This window comes from Mycobacterium sp. NGS11, assembly GCF_059813315.1.
In genome coordinates, this window is the sequence record NZ_JCALEJ010000002.1 from 327654 (window position 1) to 345393 (window position 17740).

General features: G+C 66.9%; 18 protein-coding genes. 7 read left to right on the forward strand and 11 right to left on the reverse strand.

The window, feature by feature from the left end; genetic code table 11:
- Window positions 1–8: 8 nt before the first annotated feature.
- Window positions 9–764 carry a cutinase family protein gene (locus AC5Y4T_RS04235; protein WP_499952280.1) on the reverse strand — a complete coding sequence of 252 codons (756 nt, stop codon included), beginning with the start codon at window positions 762–764 and terminating at the stop codon, window positions 9–11.
- A gap of 216 nt (window positions 765–980) precedes the next feature.
- Between AC5Y4T_RS04235 and AC5Y4T_RS04240 the strand changes: the two genes are divergently transcribed.
- Window positions 981–1223 carry an acyl carrier protein gene (locus AC5Y4T_RS04240; RefSeq protein ID WP_499952282.1) on the forward strand — a complete coding sequence of 81 codons (243 nt, stop codon included), beginning with the start codon at window positions 981–983 and terminating at the stop codon, window positions 1221–1223.
- A gap of 210 nt (window positions 1224–1433) precedes the next feature.
- Complete coding sequence (locus AC5Y4T_RS04245) at window positions 1434–2921, forward strand: flavin-containing monooxygenase (protein WP_499952284.1); 1488 nt, start codon at window positions 1434–1436, stop codon at window positions 2919–2921.
- Here AC5Y4T_RS04245 and AC5Y4T_RS04250 read toward each other — a convergent pair.
- From AC5Y4T_RS04250 to AC5Y4T_RS04260, 3 genes are all read right to left on the reverse strand, one after another.
- Window positions 2918–3472: an ester cyclase gene (locus tag AC5Y4T_RS04250; protein WP_499952285.1), complete on the reverse strand. Its 555-nt coding sequence runs from the start codon at window positions 3470–3472 to the stop codon at window positions 2918–2920. The two genes, AC5Y4T_RS04245 and AC5Y4T_RS04250, sit on opposite strands and share 4 nt — an antisense overlap.
- A gap of 92 nt (window positions 3473–3564) precedes the next feature.
- Window positions 3565–4872 (reverse strand): cytochrome P450, encoded by a 1308-nt coding sequence (locus AC5Y4T_RS04255; protein ID WP_499952286.1) that lies wholly within the window; start codon window positions 4870–4872, stop codon window positions 3565–3567.
- A 37-nt stretch (window positions 4873–4909) separates the two neighbouring features.
- Window positions 4910–5257 (reverse strand): MmpS family transport accessory protein, encoded by a 348-nt coding sequence (locus AC5Y4T_RS04260; RefSeq protein ID WP_499952287.1) that lies wholly within the window; start codon window positions 5255–5257, stop codon window positions 4910–4912.
- Window positions 5258–5339: 82 nt separating this feature from the next.
- Here AC5Y4T_RS04260 and AC5Y4T_RS04265 point away from each other — a divergent pair, with 82 nt between their 5' ends.
- On the forward strand, window positions 5340–6425 hold the full coding sequence (locus tag AC5Y4T_RS04265) for an NAD(P)H-dependent amine dehydrogenase family protein (RefSeq protein WP_499952288.1): 1086 nt from the start codon (window positions 5340–5342) through the stop codon (window positions 6423–6425).
- A gap of 108 nt (window positions 6426–6533) precedes the next feature.
- A complete protein-coding gene (locus AC5Y4T_RS04270) occupies window positions 6534–8204 on the forward strand; it encodes an Hsp70 family protein (protein WP_499915805.1) in 1671 nt (556 codons plus the stop codon).
- A gap of 21 nt (window positions 8205–8225) precedes the next feature.
- On the opposite strand, the gene AC5Y4T_RS04275 is transcribed toward AC5Y4T_RS04270, so the two are convergent.
- From AC5Y4T_RS04275 to AC5Y4T_RS04295, 5 genes are all read right to left on the reverse strand, one after another.
- Window positions 8226–8690, reverse strand: coding sequence for a hypothetical protein (locus AC5Y4T_RS04275; protein WP_499915807.1), 465 nt, complete (start codon window positions 8688–8690; stop codon window positions 8226–8228).
- Window positions 8691–8761: 71 nt separating this feature from the next.
- Window positions 8762–9859, reverse strand: a complete 1098-nt coding sequence (locus AC5Y4T_RS04280) for a class I SAM-dependent methyltransferase (RefSeq protein WP_499915809.1) — start codon at window positions 9857–9859, stop codon at window positions 8762–8764.
- Between the two features lie 28 nt (window positions 9860–9887).
- Window positions 9888–10844: an SDR family oxidoreductase gene (locus AC5Y4T_RS04285; RefSeq protein WP_499915811.1), complete on the reverse strand. Its 957-nt coding sequence runs from the start codon at window positions 10842–10844 to the stop codon at window positions 9888–9890.
- 30 nt (window positions 10845–10874) lie between these two features.
- Window positions 10875–11498, reverse strand: coding sequence for an MBL fold metallo-hydrolase (locus tag AC5Y4T_RS04290; protein ID WP_499915813.1), 624 nt, complete (start codon window positions 11496–11498; stop codon window positions 10875–10877).
- Window positions 11498–12583 carry an S-(hydroxymethyl)mycothiol dehydrogenase gene (locus tag AC5Y4T_RS04295; protein WP_499915815.1) on the reverse strand — a complete coding sequence of 362 codons (1086 nt, stop codon included), beginning with the start codon at window positions 12581–12583 and terminating at the stop codon, window positions 11498–11500. Before AC5Y4T_RS04295 ends, AC5Y4T_RS04290 begins: the two co-directional genes overlap by 1 nt.
- 117 nt (window positions 12584–12700) lie before the next feature.
- Between AC5Y4T_RS04295 and AC5Y4T_RS04300 the strand changes: the two genes are divergently transcribed.
- The 3 genes from AC5Y4T_RS04300 (at window position 12701) to AC5Y4T_RS04310 (ending at window position 15202) form a co-directional block, all read left to right on the forward strand.
- Window positions 12701–13720: a class I SAM-dependent methyltransferase gene (locus AC5Y4T_RS04300; protein WP_499916726.1), complete on the forward strand. Its 1020-nt coding sequence runs from the start codon at window positions 12701–12703 to the stop codon at window positions 13718–13720.
- Complete coding sequence (locus AC5Y4T_RS04305) at window positions 13720–14538, forward strand: serine hydrolase domain-containing protein (protein WP_499915816.1); 819 nt, start codon at window positions 13720–13722, stop codon at window positions 14536–14538. Before AC5Y4T_RS04300 ends, AC5Y4T_RS04305 begins: the two co-directional genes overlap by 1 nt.
- Before the next feature lie 151 nt (window positions 14539–14689).
- Window positions 14690–15202 carry a DUF3145 domain-containing protein gene (locus tag AC5Y4T_RS04310; RefSeq protein WP_067132670.1) on the forward strand — a complete coding sequence of 171 codons (513 nt, stop codon included), beginning with the start codon at window positions 14690–14692 and terminating at the stop codon, window positions 15200–15202.
- On the opposite strand, the gene AC5Y4T_RS04315 is transcribed toward AC5Y4T_RS04310, so the two are convergent.
- Together AC5Y4T_RS04315 and AC5Y4T_RS04320 are read right to left on the reverse strand one after the other, a co-directional pair.
- Window positions 15199–16131, reverse strand: coding sequence for a diacylglycerol kinase (locus tag AC5Y4T_RS04315; RefSeq protein ID WP_499915819.1), 933 nt, complete (start codon window positions 16129–16131; stop codon window positions 15199–15201). The two genes, AC5Y4T_RS04310 and AC5Y4T_RS04315, sit on opposite strands and share 4 nt — an antisense overlap.
- A complete protein-coding gene (locus tag AC5Y4T_RS04320; protein ID WP_499916728.1) occupies window positions 16128–17708 on the reverse strand; it encodes an FAD-binding oxidoreductase in 1581 nt (526 codons plus the stop codon). The genes AC5Y4T_RS04315 and AC5Y4T_RS04320 overlap by 4 nt, the downstream gene beginning before the upstream one ends.
- Between the last annotated feature and the right edge of the window lie 32 nt (window positions 17709–17740).

Below are 17740 nucleotides of genomic sequence, written 5' to 3' on the forward strand. Positions count from 1 at the left end.
CCGGCCGCTCAGGTGCCGAATCCTCGCGCCGGCGACGCGACCGGAGCCGGCCCGCCCATACCGAGGTGGCTGGAGGCGAAGCTGACGCCTTTGTCGATCATGGCGCCGTCGTCGGCGTAGGTGTCGTGGGCGGAGAAGTTCATGCCGTCGGAGCAGACGGGGTCTTCGGTGGCGCACACCTTGACGGTCTTGTCTTGGTAGAGCGGGCCGATGACCACGGGGGGTTCGCCCAGGAAGTTCATTGCCCGCACGTTAGGCATGCCGAAGAGCACGACCGAGGAGACGTGGCTGGCGACGTCGGGGGACAGCGGTTTGGGCACGGTGTTGGGGTCGATGCCCTCGGGTACGGCGGCGGAGGTGACAAAGCCCATCACGGCCGCGCCCTGGGAGTAGCCGCCGAGCACCATTTTGGTGTTGGGGCAGTCGTGGGCCATCGAATTGACATGGGCGCCTGCGTCTCTGACGCCGTCGATGCCGGTGTCCCATTGGTCGCTGGCGGGGTAGTTGACCGGGTAGACGTCGAAGGAGCGTCCGCCCACGCGCTGGCGCAGGGAGTCGACGAAGGCTTGTCCGGTGGGGCCGACGCCGGGTGCTTCGCCGGTGCCGCGGGCGAACACCACTTGCACGTCCGGACACTGGGCCGAAGCGGACGGGACGATCGACGTGGACACGGCCGAAACGGCCACGCCCGACGCCGCGAGAACTACTGCTGAACCGAGGAGACGAAGAGATTGACGTGCGTTCATGGCATCGAAAATGCCCATGCCAGCCCTCCCAAAACTGTCAAGTTGCCAACCATTAAGTGATGTTTTCCTGTATACCGCGGAAGATGGCGGCGGCGTCGTCGCCATCGGACCGGTGCGGCCCATCGCGCAGCGGCTTGCCAAAAAAACCATTCGAGTCGTCGTTTGGTGTTGTCCATTCAGGGTAGCCGGAGACGGCGAGTACCAGATTGGCGCTCAGTGTCAGGAGGTGGCGACATGGCAACGGGTGAAACGGGATTCGACGACGTAACTTTCGATCTTATTTCCCTTCAATATCACTCGCTGAAGGCGGGGCACGATTATGGCCAGTACGCGCGTGATGCGAAGAACGCGGGTTTGGATGATGTCGAGTCTTTCTTCCACGAAGTAATGGCTCAGGACTCCGAACGCGCCCGGCGATGCCACGATTTTCTGGGCCGACTACAGGGGACGTCCGCGGCCGGGCCGGCCACAAGATGACGACTGCGGCGCTTGGACCCGCCGTTTACGCGGTTAATCACCCGGTTGACCAGGCATGGTGACGTGTCGACGGATTGCCCCAGTTGTGTCGACAAGATCACATACTGGCAAAGCTCGGATGCGCCCGGCGTGGCGCCCTATTAGAGTCGCGTATCTTAGGGAAAGCTTATGATTCCTTAAGTACGCAATCACGTAGCACGGAGCGAGGCTGTGAACACGGAGCGTTTCGACGCGATCATCGTAGGCGCAGGTTTCGGCGGCATCGGCGCCGCTATTCAGCTGAAGCGCCTCGGATTTGACAACTTCATCATCCTCGACCGCGAGGACGACCTGGGTGGCACTTGGCACGTAAACCACTACCCGGGCATCGCTGTCGACATTCCCTCCACTACGTACTCGTACTGGTTCGAGCCCAAGCCGGACTGGTCACGGCTGTTTGCGCCGGGTGCCGAGGTCAAGGCTTACGCGCAGGACGTGGCCACCAAGTACGACGTGCGCCGCCACATGCGGTTCAACACGACCGTCGAGGGCGCCCAGTGGGACGACGACGCCGCCGAGTGGCGGGTCGCGCTGGCGGGCGGCGAAACGCTGAGGACACGCTTCCTGATCACCGCCACCGGATTCCTGTCCCAGCCGCGCATGCCGGACATCCCGGGCATCGCGAGTTTCCAAGGGAAGGTGGTCCACACCACGGCGTGGGACCACGGCTACAGCTACGCGGGGCGGCGCATTGCGGTCATCGGGACGGGCGCGTCCGCGGTGCAGGTCGTCCCGGAGCTGGCCAAGGAGGCCGGCGAGCTGACCGTCTACCAACGCACCGCGACACACGTGATCCCCAAGGTCGACTTCGAGTTCTCCCCGGCGGTGCGTCGCCTGTTTACTCGGGTGCCGGCGGCGCAGCGCGCGCTGCGCTGGGTGACCGACATCATCCTCGAGATCATCATGGTCGTGGGCGCGCTGCACTTCCGGGAGTCACGGGGGCGCGGCAACATTTCGGCCTCCGACCTGGCCAAGATGTCCCGATTCCGGTGGATCCGGGACAAGGAACTGCGCGCCAAGTTGACGCCGGACTACGACATGGGCTGCAAGCGGCCCACCTTTTCCAACGGCTTCTATCGCGCTTTCACCAAGCCGCACGTGCACCTGGAGACCAACTCGATCGAGCGGATCGAGCACGACGGCATCGTCACCGCAGACGGGCGCAAGACCGTCATCGACACGCTGGTGCTGGCGACCGGGTTCGACCTGTGGGAGGCCAACTTCCCGGCCATCGAGGTGGTCGGGCGCAAGGGCCGCAATCTGGGTAAGTGGTGGCGAGAGACCAGGTTTCAGGCCTACCAGGGCGTCTCCATGCCGTATTTCCCGAACTACCTGGGCTTGGCAAGCCCGTTCGCCTTCTCCGGACTGTCCTTCTTCCACACCATCGAATACCAGATGCGGCACATGGACCGGCTGCTCGGTGAGGTCAAGCGGCGCGGCGCGACGACCTTCGAGGTGACCGAGGAGGCCACCGACCGATTCATGGAGCGGATGACCAAACTGCTGGACAACTCCGTGTTCTACGCCGGTAACTGCGCCACATCGCGTTCGTACTACTTCAGCCCCAGCGGTGAGGCGTCGCTGCTGCGGCCGACGTCGACGCTCAATTCAGTGCGAGAAGCCCGGGCCTTTCCCCTCAGCGACTACATGATCTCCTAGCCCGCAAAGGCGCGCGTGTCGGTCAGCGCGGGGTCCGGCTTTTCAGACGACATCGACAAGAACCCGCGCAGGCAGCGCGCGGCCAGCCACCAATTGGCCGGCCTCTTCATGTCCAGCCCGCCCAGGAGCTGCTTGATCATGGTCAGCGTGTCGAAGTAGATACGTTCGCAGACAAGGGTTTCCGTGTCGTCGAAGACGAAGTAGGCGGTTATGCGGACGCGGAACCGGCTGCCCGTGGGCGGGACCTTGCCCAGGTATCCGCGGTGCGTGCCCATCAGCCAGAACTCGACGATCACCGCGTCGGCGCTGTGGCGCACCGCGATGATTTCGTGGTCCTGGTCGGGAAACGCGGTCCGCGTATAGGCGTAGTACTCGCGCACCGCCTCGTCGCCGTCGTGCACCAGCATCTGGGGGATCAGCTCGTAGCGCGGATGGGGAAAGGTCGACAAGACGTCGTCCCAGGCTTGGCGAACCTCGTCGTGGAAGTGGTCGAGCACGAGTTTTTGGCGGGCGGCCAGCACCTCGGCGGCCGGAAACGCGGGAATGGTCACGTGGTCAGCGTAAGCCCCGAATCCGCTCGCGCATGCGCTGTCGGATTCGAGAAGGCGATATAGCTTCGCACAGAGGGGAATTGGGCCCGGGGCTACCGAGGCGGGGTCCAGGCCACCGGCAGGGTTTTGATGCCGTGGATGAACTGCGACAGCAGGCGCGCGGGCTCGTCCGTCGCGACGATGTCGGGTATCTCGCGGCGCAATTCGTCGAAGACGACCCTGATCTCACGGCGAGCCAGGTTGGCGCCGAGGCAGAAATGGGCTCCGCCGCCGCCGAAACCGAAGTGCGGATTGGGTGTGCGGGCGACGTCGAAAACCCAGGGATCGTTGAACGTCGACTCGTCGCGGTTTGCCGAGTTGTACCACAGCGTGGCCTTGTCGCCGGCCTTCATCTTGGTGCCGCCGAGCTTGAAGTCCCGGGTCAAGGTGCGTCGCATATAGATCACCGGGGAGGCCCACCGCACGATCTCCTCGACGGCGGTGGGGGTCAGGCGGTCGAAGTTTGACCACCACTTCTCCCGCTCGGCGGGGTAACGGGACAACGCCAGCACACCGTGGCTGATCGCGTTGCGCGTCGTCTCGTTGCCGGCCACCACCAGCAGGATGAAGAAGGACGCGATCTCGGCCGAGGACAGCCGTTCCCCGTCGACCTCGGCCTCCACCAGGCTGGTGGTCAGGTCGTCGTGGTGGTTGGTTCGCCGGTCCTCGGCCAGCGCGCTGGCGTAGGCGCCGATGTCCATCGACACCTGGAGGAACTCGTTGAAATCCGTGGCCAGATCCGGGTCGCCGAACCCCAAAATCACATTGGTCCAATGGAATATGCGCTGATGGTCGTCTTCGGGGATGCCCATCATGTCGCAGATGACCTGCAAGGGCAGGGGACCGGCGAGCTCGCTGACCAGCTCGGCCTCTCCGTCGGGATGATTGGCGACCAGCGAGGCGACCAGCCGGCGGGCCCGCTCGCGGACCGACGCCTCGATGCGCGCCACCACTTTCGGGGTGAACGCGCGGCTCACGATCGAGCGCAGCCGCTGGTGCCGCGGATCGTCCAGCACGATCATCGAGCCGAAGTATTCGCTGATCTCCGGCGTGTTGTCGTTGATGGTGATGTTGGGGCTGGAGCTGAAGATTTCGGGGTGACGGCTCGCGAAGTACACGTCGTCGTGTTTGGTCAGCGCCCAATGCCCGCCGCCGGGTTCGAAGCCCTCGTACTCGATCGCGGGCCAGAACGAAATCGGCGCCTCGCGGCGCAGGGTGGCGAAGGCGCCGTCGCGGATGTCGTCGTCCAACCCCCAGAAGTCCAGCGAGTCGAGATGGATGTCGGCGAGCGAAATGTCGGACGGTGGCGCCCCATTCGTTCGCGGCGCCAGGGCGTTCTTGGGACCCGTCTTGAGGCTCATCTAGACCTCCTTCGAGGTGGCAAAGGGGAGCGCTGGGTCAGTGCGTGCAGACCGTTCTGGCGGGCGTACCGGTGGTTGCCGTCGCGGCGCTCACCACGTTGCCGTCCAGCAGGATCTTGCAGGAAATCGGGCCGGGCCCCTGCGCGCTGATGGTGAACACTTCCCCGCCAAAGGCGGTGAACTCCGTCGACCAGGGCAGCGGCGCGTTCACCTGGTGCAGTTGCCCGTCGTCGGTTTGGTAGTAGATGAATTCGGCGACCGCGGGCCCGTTGACCTCATAGCGGACCTTCGGCATCTGGGGCAGGGCGTGGGCCACGCCGCACGCGTTCGCGAATCCGAAACCGACGGCCAACAGGACCGAAGGTCCGGTGAGGTGCTTCATCATGAATTGCATCGTGTCACCACGAGCGACGGTAGGGAAGCTTAATGTGAAGTTCGGCTGGTAACCGGAAAGGTGGCGTAAACGCATGGCGGAACACGGCTCAAAGCGAGTGGTGGTGTACGGAACCGGCTTCGTCGGCAAGATGGTGATCGCCGAGATCGTCAAGCATCCGTTGTTCGAGTTGGTCGGCGTCGGCGTCAGCAATCCCGGCAAGGTCGGCCGCGATGTGGGCGAGATTTGCGGGCTGCCCGAGCCGGTCGGGATCACCGCCACCGACGACGTCGATGCGCTGATCGCCCTGAAGCCCGATGCGCTGGTTCACTACGGCCCGACCGCGATGCATGCCAAGGAGAACATCTCGCTGATCACCCGGTTCCTGCGGGCCGGCATCGACGTGTGCTCGACGGCGATGACGCCGTGGGTCTGGCCGACCATGAGCCTCAACCCCCCGAACTGGATCCAGCCGATCACCGAGGCGTGCGAGTTGGGGGAGTCGTCCTGCTTCACCACCGGCATCGATCCCGGATTCGCCAACGACCTGTTCCCGATGACCTTGATGGGCCTGTGCTCGGAGGTGCGCCGGGTCCGGGCTTCGGAGTTGCTGGACTACACCAACTACGAGGGCGACTACGAATTCGAGATGGGCATCGGCCGCGAGCCCGAGTTCAAGCCGATGCTGGAAGACCGCGACATGCTGATCTTCGCCTGGGGCGCCACCGTCCCGATGATCGCGCACGCCGCCGGCATCATGCTCGACGAAATCACCACCACCTGGGACAAGTGGGTGACCCCGACGGAGCGCAACTCGGCCAGGGGCGTCATCAAGCCAGGGCACGTGGCCGCGGTCCGGTTCACCATCAACGGCGTCTACCGGGGCGAGACCCGCATCCAGCTCGAGCACGTCAACCGGATCGGGCTCGACGCGGCCCCCGACTGGCCCACCGGCCACGACAACGACGTCTACCGCGTGGACATCGAGGGCACCCCGAGCATCTTCCAGGAGACGGCGTTCCGCTTCACCGACGGTTCGGGCCGGGACGCGGCCGCGGCCGGATGCCTGGCGACCGGCCTGCGCGCACTCAATGCCGTCCCCGCCGTCAACGACCTGCGGCCGGGCTGGGTCACCCCCCTCGACCTGCCGCTGATCGCCGGCGAGGGCAGCATCCGCTGACGGCGCACAGCGGGCGCATAGCCGCCGCTGACACGGAATACAGACTGCGACGGCACAATGACGCCTAGCCGGATGCGAGTTGGTGCTGTGGATACGGGGAATCGGGATATGGCCAATGGAGTCGGGACAGCGCTGGGCTTGTCGATCGGAACCACCAACCTCGCGGCCGTCACCAGCGACAACGCCATCACTCGCAAGCCCGTTCTGACGCTCTATCCGGATCGTCCCGCCGAGGTCGGCATCCCCGCGGAGAACCCCGGACTGCGGGGGCCCGGCGTGGTGATCACCGGCTTCGTCAACCGTGTCGGCGACGCGCGTGGCGTCGTGGCGGTCGACGGCTCCGTGCACCGCAGCGAGATATTGATCGCCGACGCGTTGCGGGCGCTCGCGCACGCCGCCACCGGCGGCCATGCCGTGCCCGAGGACGTCGCGGTGACGTATCCGGCGCACTGGGAGTCACACGCTGTGGATGCCCTCGGCGCCGCCCTGAGCGAGGTCCCCGAATGGTCGCAACGGGCGCGCCCCATCCTGCTGATCCCCGACGCCGCGGCGACGCTGCTCGCCGTGCGCGCCAATCCGGGCATACCGCCGGGCGGAACCGTGGCGGTCTGCGATTTCGGCGGCAGCGGCACCAACATCACGTTGATGGACGCCGGCGGGGACTACCGCGCGCTGGCCCCGACCGTTCGGCACCGCGATTTCTCCGGCGACCTGGTCGATCAGGCGCTGCTGGGCGTCGCCATCGCCAACATGCCGACCACCGGTGCGTTCCCGACGGGCACCGCGGCGATCGGCTCGCTGAGCCGCCTGCGCAGCGCGTGCCGGATCGCCAAGGAACAGCTGTCCTCGAGCATGGTCGCCACGCTGACCGACGGGCTGACCGGTACGCGCGGTGAAGTCCGGCTCACCCGGCACGAACTTGACGACGCGATCCGCCCTCCGCTGGGCGGCGTGATCGCGGCGTTGGAAGAAGCGTTGACGCGTAACGGAATTCGCGACCTCGTCGCGATAGTCTCGACGGGTGGTGGGGCGAACCTGCCGACGGTCATCACCTCGCTGTCTAGGCATTTCCGCGTTCCCGTGGCAACGACGCCGCGCCCGCAGCTCACGGCCGCGGTCGGCGCCGCGTTGCGGGTGGCGCACGGCCCCGGCGACGCCGGCGCGACGCTTTCGGCACCCGCGGCGCCCGCCGCGCCCGCCGCGCCCGCCGCCGTGACCGCTCGGGCGTCGGCGCGGCCGGATCCGCGCACGGACGCGACCGCGAGCGCCGAGCCGACCCGGGTGGCCGAGGCCGCACCCGAAACCGCCACGCGTAAGAAGCTGTCTTCTCGAGGGCATCTGCTGCCGGCGGCGGCAATAATCATCGCGGTCGCGGCGGTGCTGCTGGTCGGGACCGCCGTGGCGATCGGCCTGACCTCGCAGAACAAATCGGCGACCACACCAACGCCGATCCGGAGCACGGCGCCGGCGGCGCCCAACAGCGCAACCGGCCAACCCGCCGCGCCGCCACCGGAAGTTCCGGTGCCGTCAACTTCCGACACCACGCCACCCGCCGAAACCGAGACGCCGATGACCACCACACCCGGGGCGACTCCCCAGGCGGCCCCACCGGCGGCGCCCGCGCGTCCTGCGACTCCGCGCAGGGTGGCGGCCCCACCGATTCCCCCCATACCGGGCGTCAACGAACCCCTTCCCGGGCTCGACCGGGTCAACGAGATCATTCAGGGGATCGCGGGCAACTTGGGAATCAGCGGATTGGGGCCGCTGCCCGGGCGTTGAGTTCGGGAATTTGCTTCCGGCTCAATCTTTTTCGCCCTTGTTCTCCTCCTGGGCGGCTTCTCTCAGCTTCTCGTTGAGGGCCTTGTCCTTTTCGATCTGCTCCTTCAACGCCTGTTCGTCGCGCTGGCCATCACCCTGCTCCGCGTCAGAATCCTGCGCATCCGAGCCTTGGGCGTCCGAGTTCTGAGCATCCGAACCCTCGGGTTCTTCGTGCTTGGGATTGCCGTCTTCGTCCAGCCAGTCGTTGACCGCGGTGCCGGACACGCTTCCGCCGGTGCCGGGCAGGACGATCGTGGGCTTTTCTTTGTAGGCCTCCATCATTTCGGCGGCCTTCTGCTTATCGTCGTCGTCCGGCTCGGGTTTCTCCGTAACCCGCTGCTCATCGTCCCCTTGATTGGTTTGATCAGCTTGCTTGGCTCGCTCCGACTGCGTATCTTCCTCGGTCGACTTGTCGTTCTCAGTCCCTTTATCGTCTTGCACGCTCATGCGTCTACCCCTTCGCGGTCGCAGGTTGACGATTGCTAGGGGTTACCCGCACTGCCGTTGTGCCGAAACTCTCATCGTTGCGCTGAGTCGCGCTTGACCAGCACGACCAACGCCTGCGGAATCCGCATCGGCTCGGGTGCGCTCGACAGGCGCTCGGCGAGCCCGGCCTCCAGCTGCTCGGCGAACTTCGCCGCTCGCCCGTCGTGGATCCCACCGTCGAGCGCGGCCACCAGGGAGGGGAACAGCGCGAAGCGAGCGAAGACCGCCCACTGCGCGCCGAAAGCCTCTGCGTCGCGGTCCAACCGGTAACGAGCCCAAAATCGATCCTCGGCGTTGAACATCTCGAGGTGCTCGATCATCAGGCCTTCGAACCGGCCCTTCGGCGCGAACGGGGCACGAAAATCCTTCTCGGCACGGGGAAACGCCGGAATCGTCATGCGCCGCAGCTCATCTGAGCTCAGCAGGCCGTCGCGCACCTGGTCGCCCAGCGCATCGACGATGGCATCGAGCAGCGGGGCGAAGCCCGCCGTGTCGTCCTCGTCGGCGGCCGGCGTCAACGCCACCAGTCGGCCCTCGGGGGCCAACTCGCGGCCGCGGAAGGCGACGAAGTTATGCCAATCCAGCGCGGCCTGGTCGGCGAAGGCCGACCGCACGGCCTCGTCCCTGCTGTGCGAGACGTGCACGTGATCGTGCACCTCGCACGGAGTTCGGCTCAGCCATTGGATTGCCCACGACGTCCAACCCAGGTTGACCGTCTTGGACGGCACGATCTGGTCATAGAACGATCGGCCGACCGCCGAGGTGAACGTCGCGGTGTCCGAGTGTAGATAGCTTTCCGGATCGTCGGCCACCGTCGAGAACAGCGCCGCGAAGTCGTTTCGTGGTACGTCGGTGTGCGCCACCAGGATTGCGTGATCGTGGCGGGTGCGGCGACGCAACACCGCGATTGCCGCCGACAGCGGCTTCAGCGAATTGTGGCCGTTGGCGGCGCCGTAGTCGGCGATGACGATGGGCTGCGGGGCTTTGGGCAGCGTCACCTCTTCGGCGGCCCGCTCGAACGCCGCGATCGCCTGTGCCAAACCGGCGGCCCGCAGCCGCGACGCCTCGGCGTAGTCGGGTTCGGGCCGCACCACGATGCTCGATTCGGGCATCTGGGGTTCGGGCCGCATGGATCAACGATAATCGTTGCGCTGATTATCAGTTCGTCGTCGGATAGCTCACGCCGGTAAGCTGCGCCGAAAGCTCCCACAGCCGCCGGCAGTCGTCTTCGTTGCGCGCGCGCTGGGGAACCTTCGCCAAAGCCACCCCGCCGCCGGCGGCCTCGAAGGGTCCCCGGGGCCCATAGAACGCGCCGCCTTCGGCGTGCGGCGCGGCCGCCGCGTACAACGCCGGCAGAATCCCCTCGTCGATCTCCTGCCACAGGAACGGCGTGAAGCGCCAGGACGCCTTGTACAACCGCTCCATCAGCGCGGGCTTCTCGCGACCGTGTGAAGGGCCGGCGACCTGCAGGTTGGTCTTGGTCAGGCCGGGGTGTGCGGCGTTGGACATGATGCCCCAGCCGGCCGCCCGGCTGCGCCGGTCCAACTCGAGGGCGAACATCAACACCGCGAGCTTCGACTGGCCGTAGGCCGACATCGCCGCGTAGGACTGCTCGAACTGCGGGTCGTCGAAGTGGATCTTGCCGCTTTGGCGCGCCGCGAGGCTGCTCAGCGAGACGACGCGAGGGCCCTGGGCGGCGCGCAACAGCGGCAGCAGATGCCCGGTCAGCGCGAAGTGCCCGAGATGGTTACTGCCGAACTGCAATTCGAAGCCGTCCGCGGTGGTGTCGCGCTCCGGCGGCGTCATGACCCCGGCGTTGTTGATCAGGATGTCGATCGGTCGGCCGTCGGCATTGAGCTGCTCGCCGAGCGCGGCGACGGAGGCCAGCGACGACAGGTCGAGCGATTTGATGGTCAGCTTGGCCCCGGGAACCGTGGTGCGGATCTCCTCGATCGCCCTTTCCCCTTTGGCCCGGTTACGAATGGCCATGACGACGTCGGCGCCCGAGGCCGAGAGTCGCCGAGCGAGCCCGAAGCCCAAACCGCTGTTCGCTCCGGTGACGACCGCCAGTTTTCCGGACAGATCGGGCAGGGTGGCGACGAGGTTGCTGGCCATGCGTATCACTCCTTAAACAGTGTGGAGTACTCAGTGGCCGCGGGCCACCCATTCCTCGTAGTGCACGATCTCCTCGCCGATCGTGGTGCTGTCCCCATGGCCGGTATGCACGACGGTCTCGCCGGGCAGCTTGCCCAGCCGCCCGGAAATCGACTCCAGAATCGTCGGGAAGTCGGAGTGCGAACGCCCCGTCGCGCCGGGGCCGCCGGCGAACAAGGTGTCGCCGCTGAATACGACGCCTAGGTCGTGCACGTACCAACACACCGATCCAGGGGAGTGACCCGGAGTGTGCAACGCTTTCAACTCGGTGCCGGCGATCTTCAACGTCTCACCATCGGATATGGTGCGAAAATCCTTGTCCGGGTGGGTCATTCGCCACAGAACGTCGTCGGCGGGGTGCAGCAGCACAGGTGCGTCCAGCGTCTTGCCGAGTTCGGGCGCCACCGTGACGTGATCGTTGTGGCCGTGCGTGCACACGACCGCCACCACATGGCGACCCCCCACCGCCTCGATGATCGGCGCCGCATCGTGGGCAGCGTCGAACACCACGACATTCGAGTTGTCGCCGACCAGCCAGATGTTGTTGTCGACTTCCCAACTGCCGCCGTCGAGTTCAAAGGTGCCGTGGGTGACCACCCGATCGATGTCGACCATCAGAGCACAACCACCGATCGCAGTACCTTGCCGCCATGCATCTTCTCGAACGCCTCCTCGATGCCGTCTAGCCCGATTCGCTCGGAGACAAACTTCTCGAGGGGAAGCCGGCCCTGCAGATACAGGTCGATCAGGGTGGGGAAGTCGCGTTCGGGCAGGCAATCGCCGTACCACGACGACTTCAACGCCCCGCCGTGGCTGAACAAGTCCACCAGCGGCATGTCCAGGCGCATGTCGGGGGTCGGAACACCCACCAGCACAACGGTTCCGGCGAGGTCGCGGGCGTAGAAGGCCTGCTTCCAGGTTTCGGGCCGGCCCACCGCGTCGATCACCACGTTGGCGCCGAACCCGTCGGTGAGGTCCTTGATCGCCTCGACCGCGTCGAGTTCGCGGGCGTTGACGGTGTGGGTGGCGCCGAACTTGCGGGCCCAGTCCAGTTTCGTGTTGTCGGTGTCGACGGCGATGATGCGCCGCGCGCCCACCAGCGCCGCACCGGCGATCGCGGCGTCACCGACGCCGCCGCAACCGATCACCGCGACGGTGTCATCCCGGGTGACCGCCCCGGTGTTGATCGCCGCGCCGAGTCCGGCCATCACCCCGCAACCCAGCAGGCCCGCCACCGCCGGGTCGGCCTCGGGATTGACCTTGGTGCACTGGCCGGCGGCCACCAGCGTCTTGTCGGCGAACGCCCCGATGCCCAGGGCGGGTGTGAGTTCGGTGCCGTCGGTCAGCGTCATCTTCTGCGTGGCATTGAAGGTGTCGAAGCACAGCTGCGGCCGGCCGCGCTTGCAGGCCCGGCACTGCCCGCACACCGCGCGCCAGTTCAACACGACGAAGTCGCCTGGCGCGACGGCGGTCACGTCCGGCCCAACGGCCTCGACCCGGCCGGCGGCCTCGTGGCCGAGCAGGAACGGATACTCGTCGTTGATGCCGCCCTCGCGGTAGGTCAGATCGGTGTGGCAGACCCCGCAGGCGATGACGTCGACCAGAGCCTCGCCGGGCCCGGGGTCCGGGACGACGATGTCGACCAGTTCGACGGGCTCGCCCTTCTTACGTGAAATCACGCCGCGCACTGTCTGACTCATGGGCTCCAACCTACTGACCGCCGCCATACATCTCTCGGCGGGTTGTCCAGCCATGGACCGGGTGTAGCGTCGCTGTGCGTGACGGCTTTGGAAACCACCGAAGAATTCACCGAACGGATGACCGCGGCGATCGACGGCGCCAGCCTGTCGCTGTTGCTGAGCATCGGGCATCAGACCGGCCTGCTGGACACGATGGCCGGGATGGCACCCTCCACCAGCGAGCAGATCGCCTCGGCTGCCGGGTTGAACGAGCGCTACGTCCGAGAGTGGTTGGCCGGCATGACCACCGGCCGCGTGGTCGAGTACGACCCCGGCACCGCCAGTTACTCGTTGCCCGCGGAGCGCGCCAAGGTGCTGACGCGCGAGGCCGGACCGGACAACCTGGCCCTGGTGACCCTGCTGTTTCCGGTGCTCGCCGAGGTCGAACAGAAAATCATCGGGTGCTTCCGCGCCGGCGGCGGTCTGCCCTACAGCGAGTTTCCCCGCTTTCACGCGTTGATGGCCGAGCAGAGCGGCGTCGTGTACGACACCGCGTTGGTCGACGTGGTGTTGCCGTTGGTGGGCGGCCTGGTGGAGCGCCTGCGGTCCGGAGCCGAGGTCGCGGATTTCGGCTGCGGCAGCGGACACGCCATCAACGTGATGGCACAAGCGTTTCCGGCCAGCCGCTTCACCGGGATCGACTTTTCCGAGCAGGCGATTGCCACCGGGATCCGGGAGGCCGAGGAGCTCGGCCTGACCAATGCGGCCTTCGAGAGCCACAATCTGGCTGACCTGGACAAGGCGGACGCCTACGACGTCATCACCGTCTTCGACGCCATCCACGATCAGGCGCAACCGGCGCGCGTCCTGGAGAACATCTACCGGGCGCTGCGGCCCCGCGGCGTGCTGCTGATGGCCGACATCAAGGCGTCGAGCCGGCTCGAGGAGAACGTCGGCGTGCCGATGAGCACCTACCTGTACACGACGTCGCTGATGCACTGCATGACGGTGTCGCTGGCGCTGGACGGGGCCGGACTGGGCACCGCCTGGGGGACGCAATTGGCCGTCTCGATGCTGGGCAATGCCGGATTCGCCGACGTGAGCGTGGCCGAGATCGAGTCGGACCCGATCAACAACTACTACATCGCCCGGAAGTGATGGCGGCCCTCGACGCCCTGAACGACTGGCCCGTCGGGGCCGCCGCCGCGGCGGTAATCGGACCCGATGGTGTGCTGGCCAGCCACGGCGACACCGGGCGGGTGTTCGAACTGGCGTCGGTGACCAAGCCGCTGGCCGCCCGGGCCGTGCAGGTCGCTATCGAGGAAGGGGCGGTCGACCTCGACACGGCCGCCGGGCCGCCCGGCGCGACCGTCCGCCACCTGTTGGCCCACACCTCCGGTCTGTCGATGCACTCCGACCAGGTGCTGGCCGCGCCCGGTGCCCGCCGGATCTATTCCAACCAGGGCTTCACCGTGTTGGGTCAGACCGTGGAGCAACAGACCGGCATCGAGTTCGCGCGCTACCTGACCGAGGCGGTATGCGAACCGCTGGGCATGGCGGCGACCGTCCTGGAGGGCGGCGCGGTGGCCGCCGGATTCGGGGCGAGGTCGACGGTGGCGGACCTGGCGGCGTTCGCCGGGGACCTGTTGCGCCCGGTGACGGTCTCGCCGGACCTGCACGCCGAGGCGACGACCGTGCAGTTTCCCGGTCTGGACGGCGTTCTGCCCGGTTACGGGGTGCAGCGGCCCAACGATTGGGGGCTGGGTTTTGAGCTCCGGGACACGAAATCGCCGCACTGGACGGGCGCGGGTAATTCCGCGCGAACGTACGGACATTTTGGCCAAGCAGGCGGTTTCATCTGGGCAGATCCCCAAAAAGACCTGGCGCTGGTGGTGCTCACGGACCGGGAATTCGGGGACTGGGCGCTGGGGCCGTGGCCGGCGATTTCTGACGCCGTGATAGCCGCTTACAGCTAGTGGGAAACGCACACTAGCGCAACAGGGGTATCACAAGGCACAATAGACACGCACGACACACAAAAAATCGAAGAATTCAGCACGCTGCCCTGTTTGTCGGGTCCGCAGGTCGTTGGGGAAGACGTCCCTCGTGGAACCGAAGGAGCAGGATATGCGAGCGTCGAACCAATTCGCCGACGTGACGACCGGCGTGGTGTACGTGCACGCGTCACCCGCGGCGGTTTGCCCGCATGTCGAGTGGGCGTTGTCGTCGTCCCTGGGCGCCAAGGCGAATCTGACCTGGACGCCCCAGCCGGCGATGCCCGGGCAGCTGCGCGCGGTCACCAACTGGGTCGGTCCGGTGGGCACCGGCGCCAAACTGGCCAACGCGCTGCGGTCCTGGTCCGTGCTGCGGTTCGAGGTCACCGAGGACCCCAGCCCCGGAGTCGACGGCCACCGCTTCAGCCACACCCCACAGCTCGGCCTGTGGAGCGGCGCGATGAGCGCCAACGGCGACGTCATGGTCGGGGAGATGCGCCTGCGGTCGATGATGGCCCAGGGCGCCGACACCTTGGCGGCGGAACTGGACTCGGTGCTGGGCACCGCCTGGGATGAGGCACTCGAGCCCTACCGCGACGGCGGCGACGTCGGAGAGGTGACCTGGCTGAGCCGGGGCGTCGGTTAGGTTTCCCGCTCGCCAGTGGGCCGCAGGATCTGCAGCGCGCCCGGCACCGCCGAGATCTCGGCCGGCAGCGCGCAGGCGAAGTCGCCGTCGGCGTAGACGTTGATGCCGGGGCACTCCACGTGGATTGACCGGGCCCTGGCCGTGCTCACCTCATCGAGGTTGACGTGGGTGCCCTTCATCACGGTGGGGAACAGTCGGACCAGCTTGGTGCGGGATGCCTCGTGCACCATGGTGATGTCGAGCAGACCGTCGGTGTAGTCGGCGCCGGGGCAGATCCGCATCCCCCCGCCGTAGCTGCGGGTGTTGCCGAAGGCGGCCAGCGTGATGTCCGCGTCGACCTCTTTGATGCCGTCGAGAATTAGGCGGAATGGCAAAAGCCGCAGCTGCGACAGCTCGGCGAGCATCGCGACGTAGTAGCGCAGCCGGCCGTGTGGCCAGGTCATCCGGTTGGCGCGGTCGGTGACCAGCGAATCGAAGCCGGTGGCCGCCACCGTGCCGAACCATTTCTCGACGCCGTTGCTGTCCCGAATCAGGCCCAGGTCAATGGATTCCGTGCAGCCGTCGACGACGATGTCCGCGGCGGCCTCGGCATCCTTGGTGGGAATGCCGAATTCGCGGGCGTGGTCGTTGCCCGTGCCGGCCGGAATGACGCCCAGCGGGATGTCGGTGCCGGCCATCACCTGCAGGGCGTTGGAGACGACGCCGTCGCCTCCGGTCACCATGACCGCGTCGGCGCCCTTCTCCAGGGCGGCGCCGACCAGGTGCCGCGCGTCTTGCGCATCGTCGCCGATGATTTCGACTACTTCCACGCCCCGGCGGTGCAGCCGGGCGATCGCGAGCTGGGCGGCGCGGACCGCGGCGCCGTGGCCCGACACGGGGTTGGTCAGCGCGATCACCTTGGCGATTTCTCGGCGGCGCGGCGGTGTCACGGAATCAGCTTGCCGGGGTTGAGAATTCCGGCCGGATCCAATGTCTGCTTGACCGCGCGTAACACCTGCACTCCCAGCTCGCCGATCTCGTCGCGCATCCACGGGCGGTGGTCGGCACCGACCGCATGGTGGTGGGTGATGGTCCCGCCGGTGGCCATGATGGCATCCGACGCCGCCTTTTTGGCGGCCTTCCATTGCTCGATCGGGTTGCCCCGTTGCCCGGCGACGACGGTGAAGTACAACGAGGCGCCTTCTGCGTAGACGTGGGAGATGTGGCACATCACCAAGGCGGGAGTGCCTGTCGCGGCGAGCGCGTCGGTAAGTGCTTGGGTGACAGCGGCTTTGAGCGCGGGAACGTTCGACCAGTTGGTGGCGGTCTCCAGCGTTTCGCACAGCGCACCCGCCGCGAGCAGGGAATCGCGCAGGTACGGTGCGCCGAACCGGCCGCGCTCCCACGCCTGCGCCGGACCGTCGCCAAACGAGGTTCCGCCCCGCGCCGCCAGCAGAGCGCTGGTTTCGGCGTGCCGGCTTTCGACGTGTTCCTTGGTGCCCTCGAAGGCGGTGATGGCCAGGCATCCGCCGGTGATCTGGGACTCGCCGATCGACTCGGTGGTGGCCAGGTTCACTCCGGTCTCGGCTTCGTCGGAGAGCCGAATGACGGTGGGGCCGGTGGCATTCTGGGTGACGGCGCGCAGGGCCGCGGCCCCGGTCTCGAAATCGGGGAACGACCACGCCTCGTAGCGGACGGCTTCCGGCGCGCGGTGCACGCGCAGCCGTACCTGGGTGATGACGCCCAGGGTGCCCTCCGAGCCGATCAACAGCTGGCGCAGGTCGGGACCCGCGGCGGATTCCGGCGCGCGACCCAGGTCCATGGTGCCCACCGGAGTGACCACCCGTAGCCCGCGCACCATGTCGTTGAACCGGCCGTAGCCCGCCGAGTCCTGACCGGAGGAGCGCGTCGCGGCGAAGCCGCCGATGGTGGCGTACTCGAAGCTCTGCGGGAAATGGCCGAGCGAAAAGCCTTGTGCGCCAAGGAGTCGTTCGGCTTCCGGGCCGGTGACCCCGGCCCCGAAAACGGCCTGGCCGGACACGTCGTCCAGCGAGATCAGTTGGTCGAAGCGCCGCAGATCCAGCGAGACGACGGCGGAGAACTCCCCACGGTCGGGGTTGAGGCCGCCGACCACACTGGTGCCTCCGCCGAAGGGCACGACGGCGATGCGGTGTTGCGTGCAGTGGCGCAGGATCGCGGCAACGGCGTCGTCGTCACCTGGCAGCAAAATCGCGTCGGGCGCATCCTGCACGCCACGCTGCGCGCGGTTGAGCAGGTCAATGGTTGACTTGCCGCCCGCATGCAGCAACCGATCGGGGTCCGCGGTCCGACAGTATTCGGCGCCGACGATGGCGGCCAGGGCCTTGTGATCGGACTGCGACAACGCCGACGGGCGCAATTGCACCTGGTCGGGTTGCAGTTCGGCCGTGCGGGACCCCTCGACCCCCACGGCCTGTTGCAGCAATGACCGGATCCCCTCCGACAGCGGCTTGGCCGCGGCGGGATCTCCCCATGCGTTCCATTTCATCGGTGGCAAAAGCCCCTGAGGGTCGGTCATGC